The 16,236-nt window shown below is 47.5% G+C and carries 17 protein-coding genes and 3 pseudogenes; 5 read left to right on the top strand and 15 right to left on the bottom strand.

Translation table 11 applies throughout. From position 1 onward, the window contains the following. The first annotated feature begins 90 nt into the window (after positions 1-90). Entirely contained in the window at positions 91-915 is an 825-nt protein-coding gene (gene iclR, locus ESM_RS0112055) for a glyoxylate bypass operon transcriptional repressor IclR (protein WP_000226393.1), read from the top strand. 15 nt (positions 916-930) lie between these two features. Here iclR and aceK read toward each other — a convergent pair whose 3' ends face one another. The 9 genes and pseudogenes from aceK to ESM_RS0112015 all read right to left on the bottom strand — a co-directional run bounded on the left by aceK (position 931) and on the right by ESM_RS0112015 (position 7,255). After that, positions 931-2,655 (bottom strand): bifunctional isocitrate dehydrogenase kinase/phosphatase, encoded by a 1,725-nt coding sequence (gene aceK / locus ESM_RS0112050; protein WP_001137256.1) that lies wholly within the window; start codon positions 2,653-2,655, stop codon positions 931-933. Between the two features lies 1 nt (position 2,656). Further along, positions 2,657-2,911, bottom strand: a pseudogene (locus ESM_RS01000000124770) (hypothetical protein); the annotation flags it as partial. A gap of 46 nt (positions 2,912-2,957) precedes the next feature. Continuing rightward, positions 2,958-3,383, bottom strand: coding sequence for an antirestriction protein (locus tag ESM_RS0112045; RefSeq protein ID WP_001198870.1), 426 nt, complete (start codon positions 3,381-3,383; stop codon positions 2,958-2,960). Positions 3,384-3,800: 417 nt separating this feature from the next. Then, positions 3,801-4,571, bottom strand: a complete 771-nt coding sequence (locus ESM_RS1000000128450; RefSeq protein ID WP_001044391.1) for a hypothetical protein — start codon at positions 4,569-4,571, stop codon at positions 3,801-3,803. A 44-nt stretch (positions 4,572-4,615) separates the two neighbouring features. Next, on the bottom strand, positions 4,616-5,050 hold the full coding sequence (locus ESM_RS0112035) for a DUF1380 family protein (protein ID WP_000274440.1): 435 nt from the start codon (positions 5,048-5,050) through the stop codon (positions 4,616-4,618). Between the two features lie 12 nt (positions 5,051-5,062). Then, complete coding sequence (locus ESM_RS0112030) at positions 5,063-5,284, bottom strand: hypothetical protein (protein ID WP_001104879.1); 222 nt, start codon at positions 5,282-5,284, stop codon at positions 5,063-5,065. Continuing rightward, on the bottom strand, positions 5,285-5,968 hold the full coding sequence (locus tag ESM_RS0112025) for a DNA methylase (RefSeq protein ID WP_000085890.1): 684 nt from the start codon (positions 5,966-5,968) through the stop codon (positions 5,285-5,287). Positions 5,969-6,044: 76 nt separating this feature from the next. After that, a pseudogene (locus ESM_RS1000000127805) lies at positions 6,045-6,349 on the bottom strand (hypothetical protein). Positions 6,350-6,352: 3 nt separating this feature from the next. Further along, complete coding sequence (locus ESM_RS0112015) at positions 6,353-7,255, bottom strand: DUF1281 domain-containing protein (protein ID WP_138922601.1); 903 nt, start codon at positions 7,253-7,255, stop codon at positions 6,353-6,355. A gap of 437 nt (positions 7,256-7,692) precedes the next feature. On the opposite strand from ESM_RS0112015, the gene ESM_RS0112010 reads away from it, so the two are divergent. Together ESM_RS0112010 and ESM_RS0112005 are read left to right on the top strand one after the other, a co-directional pair. Next, a complete protein-coding gene (locus tag ESM_RS0112010; RefSeq protein WP_000921959.1) occupies positions 7,693-8,652 on the top strand; it encodes a plasmid segregation protein ParM in 960 nt (319 codons plus the stop codon). Then, positions 8,652-9,047, top strand: coding sequence for a plasmid partitioning/stability family protein (locus tag ESM_RS0112005; RefSeq protein ID WP_000445940.1), 396 nt, complete (start codon positions 8,652-8,654; stop codon positions 9,045-9,047). Before ESM_RS0112010 ends, ESM_RS0112005 begins: the two co-directional genes overlap by 1 nt. A 69-nt stretch (positions 9,048-9,116) precedes the next feature. On the opposite strand, the gene ESM_RS0112000 is transcribed toward ESM_RS0112005, so the two are convergent. Continuing rightward, positions 9,117-10,124, bottom strand: coding sequence for a hypothetical protein (locus ESM_RS0112000; RefSeq protein WP_000118335.1), 1,008 nt, complete (start codon positions 10,122-10,124; stop codon positions 9,117-9,119). An 875-nt stretch (positions 10,125-10,999) separates the two neighbouring features. Here ESM_RS0112000 and ESM_RS0111990 point away from each other — a divergent pair. Continuing rightward, the gene (locus ESM_RS0111990) at positions 11,000-11,623 is read left to right on the top strand and encodes a potassium channel family protein (protein WP_000912557.1); all 624 of its coding nucleotides are present in this window, start codon (positions 11,000-11,002) and stop codon (positions 11,621-11,623) included. A 326-nt stretch (positions 11,624-11,949) separates the two neighbouring features. Here ESM_RS0111990 and ESM_RS0111985 read toward each other — a convergent pair. The 4 genes and pseudogenes from ESM_RS0111985 to ESM_RS0111970 all read right to left on the bottom strand — a co-directional run. Next, positions 11,950-12,153 (bottom strand): annotated as a pseudogene (locus tag ESM_RS0111985) (hypothetical protein); the annotation flags it as partial. A gap of 106 nt (positions 12,154-12,259) precedes the next feature. Further along, on the bottom strand, positions 12,260-12,535 hold the full coding sequence (locus ESM_RS0111980) for a type II toxin-antitoxin system RelE/ParE family toxin (protein ID WP_000421257.1): 276 nt from the start codon (positions 12,533-12,535) through the stop codon (positions 12,260-12,262). Next, positions 12,535-12,819, bottom strand: coding sequence for a CopG family ribbon-helix-helix protein (locus ESM_RS0111975; protein WP_001674495.1), 285 nt, complete (start codon positions 12,817-12,819; stop codon positions 12,535-12,537). The genes ESM_RS0111980 and ESM_RS0111975 overlap by 1 nt, the downstream gene beginning before the upstream one ends. 630 nt (positions 12,820-13,449) lie before the next feature. Beyond that, on the bottom strand, positions 13,450-13,722 hold the full coding sequence (locus ESM_RS0111970; RefSeq protein WP_001031147.1) for a hypothetical protein: 273 nt from the start codon (positions 13,720-13,722) through the stop codon (positions 13,450-13,452). Positions 13,723-13,926: 204 nt separating this feature from the next. On the opposite strand from ESM_RS0111970, the gene ESM_RS0111965 reads away from it, so the two are divergent. Continuing rightward, a complete protein-coding gene (locus tag ESM_RS0111965) occupies positions 13,927-14,697 on the top strand; it encodes a hypothetical protein (RefSeq protein WP_000418053.1) in 771 nt (256 codons plus the stop codon). A 109-nt stretch (positions 14,698-14,806) separates the two neighbouring features. Here ESM_RS0111965 and ESM_RS0111960 read toward each other — a convergent pair whose 3' ends face one another. Further along, positions 14,807-15,763, bottom strand: coding sequence for an Abi family protein (locus ESM_RS0111960; RefSeq protein ID WP_001281419.1), 957 nt, complete (start codon positions 15,761-15,763; stop codon positions 14,807-14,809). Between the last annotated feature and the right edge of the window lie 473 nt (positions 15,764-16,236).

The following is a 16,236-nucleotide window of genomic DNA, read 5'->3' as shown; positions in this document are numbered from 1 at the left end:
CATTAACTCATCGGATCAGTACAGCAACTGTTGCATTAGTTAACAATAAAAATGAAAATGATTTCCACGATACAGAAAAAGGAGGCTGTCATGGTCGCACCCATTCCCGCAAAACGCGGTAGAAAACCTGCCGCAACCAGCGCCCCCGCGACTGGACAGGTTCAGTCTTTAACGCGTGGCCTGAAATTACTGGAGTGGATTGCCGAATCCAATGGCAGTGTGGCACTAACCGAACTGGCACAGCAAGCCGGATTACCCAATTCCACCACCCACCGTCTGCTAACCACTATGCAACAACAGGGCTTTGTGCGTCAGGTCGGTGAGCTGGGTCACTGGGCGATCGGCGCGCATGCATTTATGGTCGGTAGCAGTTTTCTCCAGAGCCGTAATTTGTTAGCTATTGTCCATCCTATACTGCGCGATCTGATGGAAGAATCTGGCGAAACGGTCAATATGGCTGTGCTCGATCAAAGCGATCACGAGGCGATTATTATCGATCAGGTGCAGTGTACGCATCTGATGCGAATGTCCGCCCCTATTGGCGGTAAATTGCCGATGCATGCTTCCGGTGCCGGTAAAGCCTTTTTGGCTCAACTGAGTGAAGAACAGGTGACAAAGCTGCTGCATCGCAAAGGGTTACATGCCTATACCCACGCGACGCTGGTTTCTCCTGTGCATTTAAAAGAAGACCTCGCGCAGACACGCAAACGCGGTTATTCATTTGATGATGAAGAACATGCGCTGGGACTGCGTTGCCTGGCTGCGTGTATTTTCGATGAACACCGCGAACCGTTTGCCGCAATTTCAATTTCCGGGCCGATTTCACGTATTACCGATGACCGCGTGACTGAGTTTGGCGCGATGGTAATTAAAGCGGCGAAGGAAGTAACGCTGGCGTATGGTGGAATGCGGTGACTTTTCGCCTCTGATTTATACAAACCGCACGCTAAACCGCTGTCTGCGCCGATATGCATAAACATCTTCCACATGTCCTTCGCGGATGCGGTTTTGTAGAGCGCGCCAGTAATCGGCGCGGAACAGGTCGGCGTGCATTTCCTCGAACAGTGGACCAATGCGTGGGTCGGCGCATAGCCAGTGGCGGAACTCTTCCGGGAAAACATCGCCCGGCGAGACGCTATACCACGGTTCGCTGGCGAGTTCGTCTTCCGGGTAGCGCGGCGGTGGGATGTCGCGGAAATTCACTTCCGTCATGTAGCAAATTTCATCGTAATCATAAAACACCACGCGCCCGTGTCGGGTGACGCCAAAGTTTTTAAACAGCATATCACCGGGGAAAATATTGGCGGCGGCAAGCTGGCGAATAGCGTTGCCGTACTCTTCTATAGCATCACGCAGTTGCTGACCCTCAACCTGTTCAAGCCAAATATTGAGAGGCACCATCCGCCGTTCGATATAGAGATGGCGAATCACAATTTGTTCGCCCAGATCGGTGATTTTTTCTGGCGCTTCCTGAAGCAGCAAATCCATTAATGACGGGGAAATATGTCGCTTCTCCAGTACAAAGTTTTCAAACTCCTGGGTATCCGCCATCCTTCCTACGCGATCGTGCTCTTTTACCAGTTGATAGCAGGCGCGGACGTGAGCCGCTGACATCTCTTTCTGCGGGGCGAATTTGTCTTTGATGACTTTGAATACCCGATCAAAGCCCGGCAGCGTGAACACCAGCATGACCATCCCACGAATGCCCGGCGCTTCAATAAACTGCTCATTACATCCTTGTAAATAAACGAGATATTCACGGTAACTTTCGGTTTTGGCATGCTTCTGGCAACCGATAGCCATATACAGTTCTGCGGTAGTTTTACCCGGCAGAATCTCCCGTAGCCACTCGACCAGTGCGGCAGGCAGCGGCGCGTAAACCATAAAATAGGATCGCGCGAAGCCAAAGACGATGCTCGCTTCGGCGGTCGTCGTCAGGCAGGTATCAATAAACAACTCGCCGTCGTCCGTCTGGTGGATCGGCAGCAAAAATGGCAACGTGCCGGAAGGCGTTATCAGTTTGCCCACCAGCCAGGCGGCTTTATTACGGTAAAACAGTTCGTTCGCCACCTGTAGATGACTTTCAGCGAGGTTATCTGTCCCCAGCGTTTCCGTCAGATGAAGAATGATATAGTTGATATCACGGCTTTTATTCTGCCAGCACAGGCGTAGCGGCAAGTCGCTAATAACGCGCATCAGCAGTGATTCCCAGCCGTGATCGGGGTAAAAGTCTTTGGCCAGCGGGCGCGGAATGGTACGAAAGCGGCGTTCCGGCTGGGAGCTAAAGATAAAAAGCCGCTCGGGAGTAAGCGAGCGGTGGTCAAATAACCGACAGTATACGGAGTTGAAAAAACTCTCCGCAATCTCGAAGCGCGGGTAGTCCGGCAATAGCCGGGTGTAATGCTCTTTGACGTGCAGTAAAAATGCCGCATTCGTGCTTTGGCCGTTAGTAATGCAGCGTAACTGCTCCACCACCAGACCCACGTGATGATCGTAAAGATGGATACGATTTTTCATCGCCTGCTGGACAGCGTGCCAGTCGGCCTGTTCGAAACGCTGCTGCGCCCCGGAAGTCACTTCGAGGAATCGACCATACTGGGCATCGAAACCCTGCAAAATTGTTTGTGCAATCAGTAATTCCAGGCCACGCGGCATTTGTTGCCCTCATCGGGAGCTGTGAATTATCCATCAGTTCATTGACAATATCGGAAACAACTCTGTCACATGCGCCATATACAAAAGCATCGTCCAGTCGCTGCATGACGGTTTCCAGCTCATCGTCTGACAGGTTCCAGTCCTGAGCCATATGGCGCACATCCCCACGGGTCAGCACCACGGCAAAAACGCATTCACTGTCCGGCACGTCTGTATCCAGTACATCGCGGATAATTTCTTTAACAGTACAGTACATGTTCTCGTCTCCTTTACAGGGGCGGCATTGCCGCCCCGTCCGTTAATCAGTCCAGTGCCGCGTAAATCGCGTTGCATTCGGGGTGAAATTCGATGTGGCTCCACAACTGCGCATCGCGCATCCGGTACAGATGTGTCAATCCTGCGTTACCGCTGTCGTGGTACAGCCACAACTGACGGTTAATCACAAGGGAAGTCAGAATGATGCCTGCGGCATCGGCACTGACCGTGCGGTCAAACCAGTTTTCACCGTTAACCAGATGAAAACGGTTGCCATCCGGCATCATGTAACCGCCACCGTCCGGCAGGCGAATGAAGTGCCAGAATCCGCCTTCATATTCCGGCATCATTTTTTTCGCCAGCGCGTACACAGACGCTTCGGCATACAGAAAATCCTGGCCAAACAGGTAAGGCAGAAAGGAGAGGCGGTCGCACTCTTCAACGTTCAGGGTGACAGCTTTCGCATACTGCATGATGTTTTCCTCCGTTGTTCACATATTCCGCGACACCGGGCGGTGCCGTGCCTCCATAAAAGCCGGGCGATAAGGCGGGGATGCACAGGGCGCAAGGGAAGCCGCAGCCTGACGCACACGGCTGACGGGAGTTGCAGGGTGAGGCCGCGAAACCTGAGCGGACGAACGACCGGAAAATCACGGCAGGCGGGAAGGAGGGACCGGGTGACCGCAGCGGCGAAGCGTACCCTTGCATCCCCGCCAGCCCGGCTAAGATGGAGGCACGGCACAGCCCGCACACGACACGGCGGCCACATAACTGAAAATCCACAAGGCCATGCCCCGCATGGCCGGGTAAAGCGGAGCCGGCGGCGACTTCCTTTGTGCTCTTTCCGGTGACCGGCAGGAAAAAGGCGGGGATTTTCCCCGCCAACGTCATCATTTCCGGATTTTTGCCAGGGCATCCGCCATACTGCGGATTTCATCCCGTGCCTCCAGGACCACCTCCCGCAGAATATCCCTGTCAAACCAGCGGCGGGGCGGTTCATCCGGTATACGCAGCACATCGCAGACCAGGCCACTGGCCAGGATATGTTCCACACACTCACTGACCAGGTACATTTCCACCGACGAAAAACGTGCGCCACGGTTCAGGATGGCATTGAGCACCTCGGGCAGATTTTCGTCATCTTCATCAAGCCAGCAGGGGTAATCGCTTTCCTTCACGACCAGACGAAAGCGGCGCGTCTGGCGGGTCAGCAACGTCTGACCGGTGGTGGTCAGCGCCGCCCGGATACGCCGCGTATCTTCTGCCACCTGGTAACAGATGCTTCGTATTGCATCGCGCACCGCCGCAAGTACAGCCCTGATTTCGTCTTCTGCCAGCCACTCACCGGCATACGGGAAAGACACCTGCGTTCCGTCTGCCGGAAGTACCGGCAGCGCCTGCCACTGGCTACCGGACAGTACAACTTCCGCCCCGGTTCCGGTCATTTTTTGCACGGCAGATACCAGGATCGGCAGCAGCACGCCATCGTGGCGGTTGATAAGTAACGTCGCCAGCCGGGGCGCATCCAGCCGCACATAAATGCTGATCCAGCCCGGATAGTGCGGGTTCAGTTGTTCAATATCCGTCTCTTCCGGCCAGCCCTGCGCCAGCAGCAGGTTACGGGCGTGACGACAAACCAGTGCATTCAGCGTTTTATTCATGATTCATGGTCTCCCTGAATCGCCGCCCGGAGGCGGCGATAACATCAGTCGTTTTCGTGTGTGTTGTTTTTCAGCAGGATGCGGGCCTGATTAACCACCGCCTGACGGCGGGTGACGCATTCCGGGACGGCGAGGCCGTAATCACGGGCGGCCCATTCACGTTTCCACAGTGCCTGTTCGGCGGTCTGAATCAGGGACGCCAGCAGTTCAGCCGGGACGGTCACCTGGCGGTTTTCTCTCACGTTATTGATGATCTCCATCGCCACGCCGGAAGAAATACCGGATTCGGTCCGCTGGTCTTCCGGGATGTCCTCCAGGCGCGCCAGGACGGTCCTGATTTCATGATCGGTCAGAGAAATTTCCATACCGTCAGCCAGTGCCTGAATCTCTTCCGGGGACCAGATAAGCAGCATCAGCGGCGTGTCTCCCGGATACTTTGCTGCCAGCTCACGGCAGAGCGTTTCGCATGTTCCGTACATTTCGTCTCCCCCTTAATCTTTGAAGCACGCATCCAGTTCAAGAATTTCGGTATATGCCTCCATCAGGAGGCGGTTTGCGCGAAACAGCGTCTGACGCACCAGACGTTCCGGCAGGGTGTCGGCATTAAAGCTGTACCGCTGCTCCATCTCATTCATGGTTGTACGCAGGTCGCACATGGCATTGGCCACCTCCGCCACTTCGGCGCGCAGTTTTTCGTGTCCGGCATAGTTCATTTACGCAGCCTCCGGTTCAAACCAGTTATCATTCGCGGCCCCCTGCTGCATGGCCCGTTGCACGGCGGCCAGTCGTTGCTGTCCGGCACGGTGATACTGTTCAAGCAGCTCGATACCGATATACCGGCGTCCGGACTGAAGGGCGGCCACGCAGGTTGAGCCGCTGCCTGCAAACGGGTCCAGCACAATTGCGTTCGGGTGTGTGAAGCTCTCAATCAGCGGTTGCAGGCTGGTAACAGGCTTTTCCGTCGGGTGATGGCGGTTGCCCGAATATTTCCAGCCCAGCACGTCGGGTAATGGCTTCTGAGGCAGCGCCGGACGGCCTTTTGCCAGGATATAGGCGCATTCGTGACGGTACGCGACATACGCAGATTTGGATGTGTAGCTTTTGGTGAACACAAGGTGCCCTACAACGCTGAATCCGGCGCGTTTCCAGGCTGCCATAAAGCGGTCAATACGGTTCCAGCCATAGAAGCTGACCATCAGTGCGTCTTTTTTGAGTACGCGGTACATCTCATTACTGGCAGGTTGCAGCCAGTCATCGTTAACGTCACCGGCAATGGTGCGCCCGGAACGGTCACGAAAACCGACGAGATATGGTGGGTCGGTTAAGATGAAATCAATGGCGTTATCAGGAATCGTGGCCATAACACGCACGCAGTCACCCAGGATAAAACGGGACATAACAGCACTCCTCCTCTTACAGAGGGCACCGGGAGGGCACCCCTGTGGCGCCCGTTCCCCGCTGCCTGTGGGCTGTTCACCGCGTCCGGTAACGGGTCAGGCCGACCGTGGAATATCGCAGCCGTCGTCTGTTTGACGGCGAGAATATGCCGCGAAAGCGGCTTGAAGGGCGTTCATCAGAAAAGGGCGACGGGCTGGCGTACACTGTCACCGACGCCAGCCCGGAGCGGTAAAAGCGCCCGTCCCGTGCCCGGCCGGACGCGGGACACTGACCACAGGCAGCGTTCCTGCCGCGCCGCGTCAGCCGGCGCAGTAAAAAGGGAGCACAGCGACATCCTTTGTCGGAAAAGAAACGGGCGGTTGCCCGCCCGTCTCCGTCATACTTCATCCGCCATAATGCGCCACATTGTCGACTATCCACGCAGGTCCGGTGACTTCCGGCAGCTCATCGTCATCTGTCGGGGAAGACCATTCCAGTTCCCCCCACAGCACATCAACGAGCTCTCCGCGCTCATACAACTGCCAGCCACAGAAATCACAGCCCTGTTCGGCATACCAGTGCTCCAGCGTGCAGCTGAAACGGCGGCTTAATTCTGCAACAACGTCGCTTTCCGGCTGACACCACGGCGTGTCGAAATCCACCTGAATGAAGTTTTCCCCCTGACTGCTGATATTCAGGTCATACCCACAAGGCCACTTCACGCCATACCGTTCTGTATACCAGTGATATGCAGAAGGAACACCGTTCAGAACACCGCCGTTAAAGCCATTCACTTCAACATCCAGGCGGGTCGGCAAAACCGTCAGCAGGTCAAACGGCATGGTTTTTTCCGGCAGTACGTTGTCACACAGACGGTTCCACCACACCGATACATCCTCGTTACTCCAGAAGCCACACCAGTCACCTCTTTTGGCGGTGAAATGCACGGTGATGGTTTCCCTGACCTCATCCGGTAATCCTTCCCAGCGACGCTGGCCAGTACCACTCTGCAGCCAGAGTTCATGCAGCATCAGGCAGTTTTGTTCATCCAGTAGCACACCGTTCTGCAGGTGTGTCAGCCAGCGGGTGAACGCGATATTCTCCGGCGATACAACACCACGTCCGGCAGCCGTCACTCCGGGGCACGGTTCAAACCGGATATCTTCAGTAGTCTGCAGAAGTCCGGCACTTCCGGCCAGAAACAGCTGAATACCTTCATTTGTGGCGCGGCGATAAAGCGGTGTGACTGCACCGCTGGCCAGTCGTTTAATCTCAGCAATCTTTGCCGGTTCACCAGAAAAATACATACGGTTACTGCACCAGTTTGGCATGGGAATTCTCCTCTTACATGCGGCCTCCATCAGGCCGTGCCGCACCTGTAACCGGGCGACCGCATACGAATGCAGGTGCGGCCCCGAAGCCGCAGCGCGTGGAGGAGGAACGACGAAACGTGACCGGGTGAGGAGGCCGGCGACAGCGACACACTTGCATCGGATGCAGCCCGGTTAACGTGCCGGCACGGCCTGGTTAAGTAGTTTCCGTCTCAGTTCGTGACGCAAAATGAGAAAACAACAAAACTCAAATTGAGTCACAACAAGAACGCGTAGAGACTCTAAAAGAGCCACGCCGCTTGACATAAGCCCAAAATGAGACACAATAAGGAACAGCAAAAACTCAAAAAGATGCATCGATATAAAAGATGCTCAATTTGAGCCAAATACAAACTCAAAATGAGGCAAGAAAAATGCTAAAAGTATCATGCGACGATGGTTCAACTAACGTAAAACTGGCCTGGCTTGAAGATGGCGAGGTAAGAACCAGTCTGTCAGGAAACAGTTTTAAAGAAGGCTGGAACCCGGGACTGTTTAATGCCGGCAAAGTTTACAATTACGTCGTGGATGGGAAAAAATACACCTATGATTTGGGCAGCACTGCTGTCATAGGTACAACACATGTCAGTTATCAATACAGCACCACCAATCTGCTTGCCATACATCATGCACTGCTGACATCCGGCCTTCAGCCACAGGATGTAGAACTGACAGTGACATTACCTGTGACCGAATTCTTTGATAATGACAATCAACCAAATGAAGAAAGAATAGAAAGGAAAAAGGCAAATGTCCTCCGTGAGATATCTCTGAATAAAGGGGAAACATTTAAAATTAAAAAAGTTAATGTAATGCCTGAATCTTTGCCAGCTGCATTTGAATCACTAAAGAAAGATAAAGTAAACAAACTTGAACGCAGCCTGATTATCGATCTTGGAGGAACCACTCTGGATTGTGGTTTAATTCTCGGTGCATTTGAAGGCATTTCTGAAATCCGTGGTTATTCAGAAATTGGGACATCCCGCATCACTCATACCGTCATGAATGCGCTAACGAAAGCCTCCACACCATGTAATTATTTTATTGCTGATGAGTTAATAAAAAACAGACATGATAATGAATACCTCCAGACATTAATAAATGATGTAACTGAAATAAAAAACATAACTCATGTAATAGACAGTGAAGTGAAATCTCTGGCAGAAAGCATCAGGCAGGAAATTTCAACATTCTCAGGAATGAACCGAATCTATCTCACTGGCGGAGGAGCTGAACTTATTTACCCTCACATAAAGCAATATTTCCCGAATCTGAAAGTGAACAAGGTGGATGAACCTCAGTTTGCATTGGTGAAAGCAATGGTGCATGCGTAATGGAAAGCAGTGATCCGAAAAAAAGAAAGAAAGTTGTGGCATACCTGCACCCGACACTTTATCCGCAGGACAGCCTGACACAACAAACAATTGACTCTCTCCCAGTACAAATGCGGGGAGATTTCTACAGACAATCTCTTATTTGTGGAGCAGCTCTTTATTCTGTTGACCCCCGACTGTTAACGCTAATCAGTGGTTTTTTCAGTGAGAAAATCACTGCAGAAAATCTGGTAAAACTTATAGAGCAAACAACAGGATACAAATCCACATCGATTGATATAAGTACGCTAAAAAACATTATAGAGGCATCTTCAGAAAACAAATCAGAGAGCATCACTCCGAAAGATGATTTCGAGGAACAAACCAGACGCAATCTTTCTATGTTAAAAAAATAACAAAAAAAGAGCAGGTTTATTTAACCACCTGCTCTATATATTTACAATCGTGTAATCCATATAAATCTTTTATAATTGGCAAGCAATTTCATGTAAAAATCCATATATCTCTACAGGTAATTTTCTATTGCTTACCAGATAAACATCCAGGGGGTAATTTCTGAAAAGACATAAAGCACGTCTGAGTGCGGATGTTATCCATTCTGGAGAGTTGCCAAAAGCTCCACCACCAACCAGGGTTAAATATATTCTGGGGTTTCCTGTATAGTGATAGTTAATCAATCCGGCCAATAAGGTTGCTTCATAACATGCCTGAAGTATCAATAATGCAAAAGGTTTCCAGTCATTAACCGGGTAACGATGATATGCCACTGGTAACGCAGAACATAATACTTGCGTTACCCGATGCTCCTTTGAGACACCGGGGATCGTTACTTCAGTATTAACATGCATCCCTACACGAAGGGATTGCCTTAATTTATCCAGTAATGATTCATCCAGCGATTCAATATGACGGCTAATAGCAAGCAACGTTTTTTGTGACATCATGGCATATCCATTTTGCATCCGGATTCCAGGAATGCCAATGAGTTTATCCATGTCAGCCAGGGTATTAAGCTGGATATCACTGGTTTGCCCTATCTGCCCTCCCGTTCTGACCAGATAGTTTCGGTATACAGTTGCTGCAGCACAAGCCATAGCGCACGCAGGCCCTTGCGTATTATCATTTTGATATCCGGTGATACCCTTCTCTGGTGTTGTGTACTGGGTTGGCATTTCCAGTAGATTGAACTGGCTGGCAACCTGAATTAATGCACCACACACCTCAGGCCGTCGATGCAGTTCATAAGCATCAATCTGCACCCCACTCAGTTTAATTTTTCCAACAGGCTTAACTGGTAAGGTTAAGACTTCTTTTCGTAGTTCTGCAAGACTTGGCAAAATAAGTGAACCAGAATGAAAGGAGCGCGATGGTGTATCCATCGTAAATAATTCAGCACCATGCTGGCAGAATTTAGCTTGTGTATCATAGTATGACGTTTCTTCAAATCCAAAAATGTTTTCAAACCAGCTCATAGATAAATCTACCAATAATTTTATTGAAACCATATGTACGACATATAATCTTTTAAAGATTATCACAAACGCTCACAACAAAAAAAGTGTTTAAAACGTTTTAGGGTAATCATCAAAAAACGATAGACAAATCCGTCGTTATTCATACAATATTGCAATATTAAAATTAAGAGTGATAGAGCAAAGAAATGCAAAATTCCCAAAAACACAAAATGAATTTTCATAAAGAAAAAATCATGGAGCGCGAGCGAGAGATTTTAACAACGAGTTTACTAAAAGGCACAAAAGTTACAGCCTGCACATTACTTTCCATATTGATTATTATTTTTGCTGCCTTCGGAATCAAAACTTTATTTTCCATTATGATGTCTTACTTTTTACAACACAAAGAAACAACCACATACATTATCTACATAAGTGGGTTCTTTTCTATCATATACAGTTATTGGGCATCATATGTATGTTATTTTTATTTCAAACATAACAATATAATTACTACTGCAAACCTCAAGGTTAGTCGTACAGATTTCTATGTTCTTGCAATAACATATTCAGGCATTGCTATTGAATTTATGATCTTCATTTTTATTATAAGATTGCCATTTGATTGGACATTATTAGCAGAGCAAGTAATTCTGCTAATATCAATAATTATAAATATATTTGTTTTATATTGTTCGTTAATGCGTCCTGTTAACACTATTTCCTAGGCGGGGCTACCGTCTGGCAGAGCTGGGGTAGATGTATGAGTCACTGCCCCGGATGCGGTGGTGCACCTGAGAGCCACCCGGGGGGGGAAATTCTGCTCAATTTTTCCACATACTCACAGACAACTTTTGCTCTTTGGTATTTGAACAAACAGAAATGCTTCCTTTATGTTAAAGATAATAAAACAACACAAATTTGCTTTTCTTTTCACAGCACTGCTGAGCACCTTCTTTCTCAATATGTTTCCACCGAGCGCTGCAGGGTACGAGTTGAATACCGTGCTGCAGATTGTGGCGGGCGTTAATCTGTTGCAGCGTCGCTATCAGGTCGTTTCATTTATTGTGTTGCTGATAATGTTTGTCACCACACACTGGCTGCATCCCGTCAATGCCATGATACAGCTGTACTACGGGAGTTATCTGGTCTTTTTCATCATTCTGTCAGTGATTGTGTTCCGCCAGGTGATTTTCTCCACCCGGGTAAACACAGAGTCCATCTGCGCTGCGCTGAGTGGTTTTCTGCTTATTGGCTATATAGGTTTTTTCATGTTTTCTGCGATAGAAAATCATATGCCTGGCGCGTTCCGTGGACTGTCAAATGATGAGTTGCAGATGATGAATGAACTTTTTTATTATTCTTTTATCAGTATCCTGACCGTAGGCTATGGCGATATTGTTGCCGTCAGCTGGCCAGCTCGTAATGCCACTATTCTGGTTATTCTCACGGGTTATATTTATTCACTGGTCTTTATTGCCCGCATCGTCAGTGGATTTTCGGTCTCAGAAAAATAACTCTTTGTACCAGCTACCAGCCGGCTGTACTACGGGTTCCTGAGTCCGGCAAAACGGCATCGTGTATCGTTCCGGTCGAGCAGGAAGCCTGACGGCTGCGGCTTATAAACATCCGTTTTGGGGTGTTTTTTAATCTTTTTAGGGTTTAAATTCCTGTCGATGAACGTGTATGACAGAGTTACATTTATACAATGTCCGGCAGGGCATAGAAGGGGCGAAAGAAAATACCTGGGCGAAGCCGCTGAACATCATTCTGGCGATTTCAATAAAGGTACTTGCTCGCGCTCTGTCATTTTCTGAAACTCTTCATGCTGCATTTCGATTTTCCTTCTAAGATCATAACTCGCATACCTGTTCTTTTTATGTATATCCATATCGATTTTTGTGACGAGTTCAAACCACAATGTTCGCACTCCCCATGCAGCGTTATGAAACATTTCCGCAACGGCTTTAGAGTCTGTATTAACTGCTTCGGTCATGTAGTCGCTAATACGTTCAGCAGTGATTTTCGTTATTTCATCGTAATTCATTTTATCTCCTACAAGATTATTTAATGGAATGCAAAATATCTGGCCTGATAATAATGCTCCAGAATTAATACCTGCAGGCTATGTTAAAGTTGTCCCGACACACAATCTACCTGTTTTCTCGTGTGTGCCACAGGCGCAATACATAAATAGTCTGGCCATTAAGTTCGTAACGGATTTCGTACTCGCCAGCAAAAATCCGTCTGACCTCTCTGGGTTCAAACTGAAACAACTGTTCTCCCATACGTGGATGAGTTAACAGAATGACCGGTGCCTGTGTCAGGGACTGCACCGTTCTGGCGGCAGCAGGTTTACTGGCCAGCACCAGAAAATCATATAACCGCGCCAAATCAGAAAGCGCCTTACTGGTCCACTTCAGTTCCATCAGCGTGGCACCGGTAAAGGATTGTCAGTACTGAGGCTGTCCGCCCAGGCCTGTACAGCCTGATGGTCGATAACCTGTCCGGATGTCACATCGTCCAGGGCTTCCAGCGTCAGGCGATTACGCTCCTCCTCCTGGGCAAGCCATGCAGAAAGCGCCTGTTTGATAACCCAGCCCCGGGAGCGTTCCAGTCTGGCGGCCATCTGGTCGACTTTATCAGCCATAGGTAATGGCACATGCGCGGTAATGACTTTTGTTGCTTGTGCACTATTGTTTTTCATTTGCATATCCGATTAGTTGTTAATCATATTTAATCATAGTGATTACTTTCAGACGGAACAAGGCAAATAATGCGCGTCAACGCATGTAAGGCGGCATACGGAGGTTACATGTAGCACAGGTGTAAAACCGCCGAAGCCCGGCGTAAGCCGGTACGGTCGTCCGAATATCACCAGTCCCCCTCCGGCCCTGCGAGGCCATGTGGCCTGTCAGCGATGAAAATGCCTCTGTGCGCGGTCGGAGTGGTCCCGACAAGGATTTACCCGCAGTCAGGGCACATCTCCGCGTTAGCGGGACGTCAGGGCCGCTAACGATGTCAGCGCCAGTGATATAGGGGTTTGAGGGCCAACCGTACGAAAACGTACGGTAAGAGGAAAATTATCGTCTTAAAAATCGATTAGTAGACAATGCCGTCCGTTAAGTACCAATTTTCGATTAAAAAGACACCGTTTTGATGGCGTTTTTCTATGTCCATTATGTTTTGATATATCAGACAGTTACTTCACTAACGTACGTTTTCGTTCCATTGGACTTCAGACCCCAATTACTGAGATGTCCAAGGGATGCGGGAGTTAACAAGGCTGAGTATAAAAGCCGCTAGCGCGGCTATAGATTATAAATATTATAGTAGGATATAATTAGGACAAGACTGGAAGATAGTAGAGCTCATAAAACACCTGTTTTAATACATCTATATATGACTTGCCTTCAGTTACATATTCATACTCTTTGCCATTTAATTTTATAGTAATTCTTTGGGAAGAAGGTTCGATTGAAAATCTGTCATTGCTAATACCTGTACACTGAACAAACTCGCGAACACACTCACAAATACTATTGTTTATTTTAGGATTTTCGAGAAGAACATATGCCATATCTTGTGATAATTTCATTGCAAGTTCTTTATTCATTACAAACTCCTGCATCATAGGTATTGATATTAAAAGCATCTAGAATGATGCTTTTAATATCGAGTATACACGAAACTGAGTGTAACCGTTAGTCTACTGGACAGAAAGTGCTGTACCTTCAGTCTGTTCTCGAATTATGATAAATACTTACTTTAACAGTGCGACTGGCAACAGCTTAAGGCTGTCATGCGATGAAGGATGTTTATGGAACTGGATACTGAATTTCGTCACCCCAATGTTATAGATTTCTTCGACACAACCCTTTTTCACCTTTGTCATTTCACTAAGTCAGATCTTTTTGATTACTCAGCATATAATCAATATACAGAAAACAATATAAAACAAAGTGATAAGCTGATCTCTGATGAAATTTCCAAACATTTTAAAAATAATGATGAAAGTCATCACGAAGATATTATTTGCAGTTACAGTCGGGAATTTCAGGAGTTCGGTGATATTTACCCATCGATGCATCGAAAATCTATGGTTATCGCACTGTACAATTTTTTCGAACACCAGATAAAGACAATGTGCGAGGAAATAAACAAACTGCTTCCGCAGGATAGGTGCGATAAATACTTTAAGAAAATATGCATAAAGCGTTACCGCAGGTTTCTTCGGCGCGAAGCCGGTTTTGATATGAATCAGGGGAGCACCTTGTGGAAACTGTGGGAAGATATGCTTAAAGTGGAGCAAATCCGGCACGTTCTGGTTCACTCCGAAGGAGAGATTGAAAAGCACAGGGCGGAGCGACTGGCTGATATAGAAATCTATTGTAATAGGAAAGAAAATATCAGACTGAACAAACACAAAATTATCATTGATGAGGGCTATGTGGCAGGGCTTATCACCGAACTTATCTCACTGTTTGAGCTACTGGAAAGGCAGGTAAACGTCTTCATCCGTAGATACGAAAGCGAACATGATAGTTACGAAGTTCCGCTTCCGTTGGGGGCATCACACACACCTCTGTGATTATCTGGACAGAATGACCGCAACGTCCAGGGTGAGGCGGGGAATTAAACGAGAGAAGCGTAAAAAAGGCCGCATTAGCGGCCTCATATGGTAAATAAACCTACTTATATTAAAAAAATAACCGTTCCTCATTCCAGCGTTCAGGAAATCCCATTGATGCATAGAATAATTTAGATACCGGATATTTGTCGAAAAGTGCCTGAATATCTTCTCCAAACTTTTCAAACCCGAATGCGCTTAACATATTCTGAATAACGGCAAGAGATGTGTATATACGGTTACACTGATCCTGGTTTGTGCCATTCATTTTCACAAGCGAAATTTCAGGATTAAGTAAATTCTTCACCGACTTCGGTGCAAGCCTGTTTCTGTTAAATAGTCGGGTGTGGTGACAGCAATCATTCCGCACTGTATGAATGACAGTTAACCAGTTTAAAAGCGTTGCGTAGTCTTTTGCACCTGCAATTCTGGACGCATATCTGTCCAGTTTCAAACTTTCAATAGCTTCAGAGTTAAAGGCCTCTAACAGACTTTTTAAATTACCGAAGGTTAATAACTCAATTGACACCCAACCAGGAGGCAATCCACGATGAAATGGACAGTATTCATTAAAATACTTTTCTTTATAATGTTTTGCGAACTCTTCTTTTGATTTCCTGAATGAGGCACTAACATTAGAAACAGTTTTGATATGATTATCACTATTATTAAATAATGACGAATCCAGATACCAGAAAGAGTTTTTATTTATTCCAGTAACCCAATAATCAAAAGAACTACGCACGGCAATTTCGATTTTTTGAATCAACTTAAAAACCAACAGCCGTAAATCCTGATCAAACAGATATAGCTCATGCGCTTTATCAAAAGTTGCATCCGAATAATATCTGCGAGTAGTTTCATCACGAAAAGGAATCAGATAGGCTTTAAATCGATAGTAGCTACATCTCTCAAGCACTTTCCGCGCATTACCAACATCAGTGATAACTAAACCATCCCGTTGCAGCTTCTGACACAAGTCGGTACTTGACTGGTAAGGTTTTTGGTATGGAATGAGATCTGACAATTCAACAACCCTATCAAAAAGTCAAAAAAAAAGCTTCCACTCTTACGACATAAAGTCTGGAGGAAGCTGTTGTTACGGTGAATAGTACACTATTCATTATGTTTTTTTTAACAAAAAGTGCTATCAGCAGCGAACCACTACGAAGAAACATTGGATCGAGCACAGATATACTGTGCGCCTCCAGCGCCAACGAAAACCGACAGAACAACAGCCCAGCTAACCACAAAGTTTAGATTGAAGGTTGATTTCTTCATACTCGTTTCCTTGATTTTCTGGGCAATTAAGGTCGGTTGTTTTTTGTTGTCAGAGGGAATCTCACCCAACTGTCGGACGGTTCTTTCGGTCTTCTGAATCTGTTGATACGTCAGGCTGATCGAACTATCGGTCTTCTCGCTCCAATGTTTCTTCCATTGTGAATTATGCTGGTTTTTCAATAAAAAACAAAACCTTTTTGACATTATGAGAGGCAGTAA

It is taken from the genome of Escherichia sp. TW09308, assembly GCF_000208565.1.
Classification (GTDB): domain Bacteria; phylum Pseudomonadota; class Gammaproteobacteria; order Enterobacterales; family Enterobacteriaceae; genus Escherichia; species Escherichia marmotae.
Note: the sequence above shows the minus strand (reverse complement) of the source record. Positions and strands in the feature narration are given on the sequence as shown.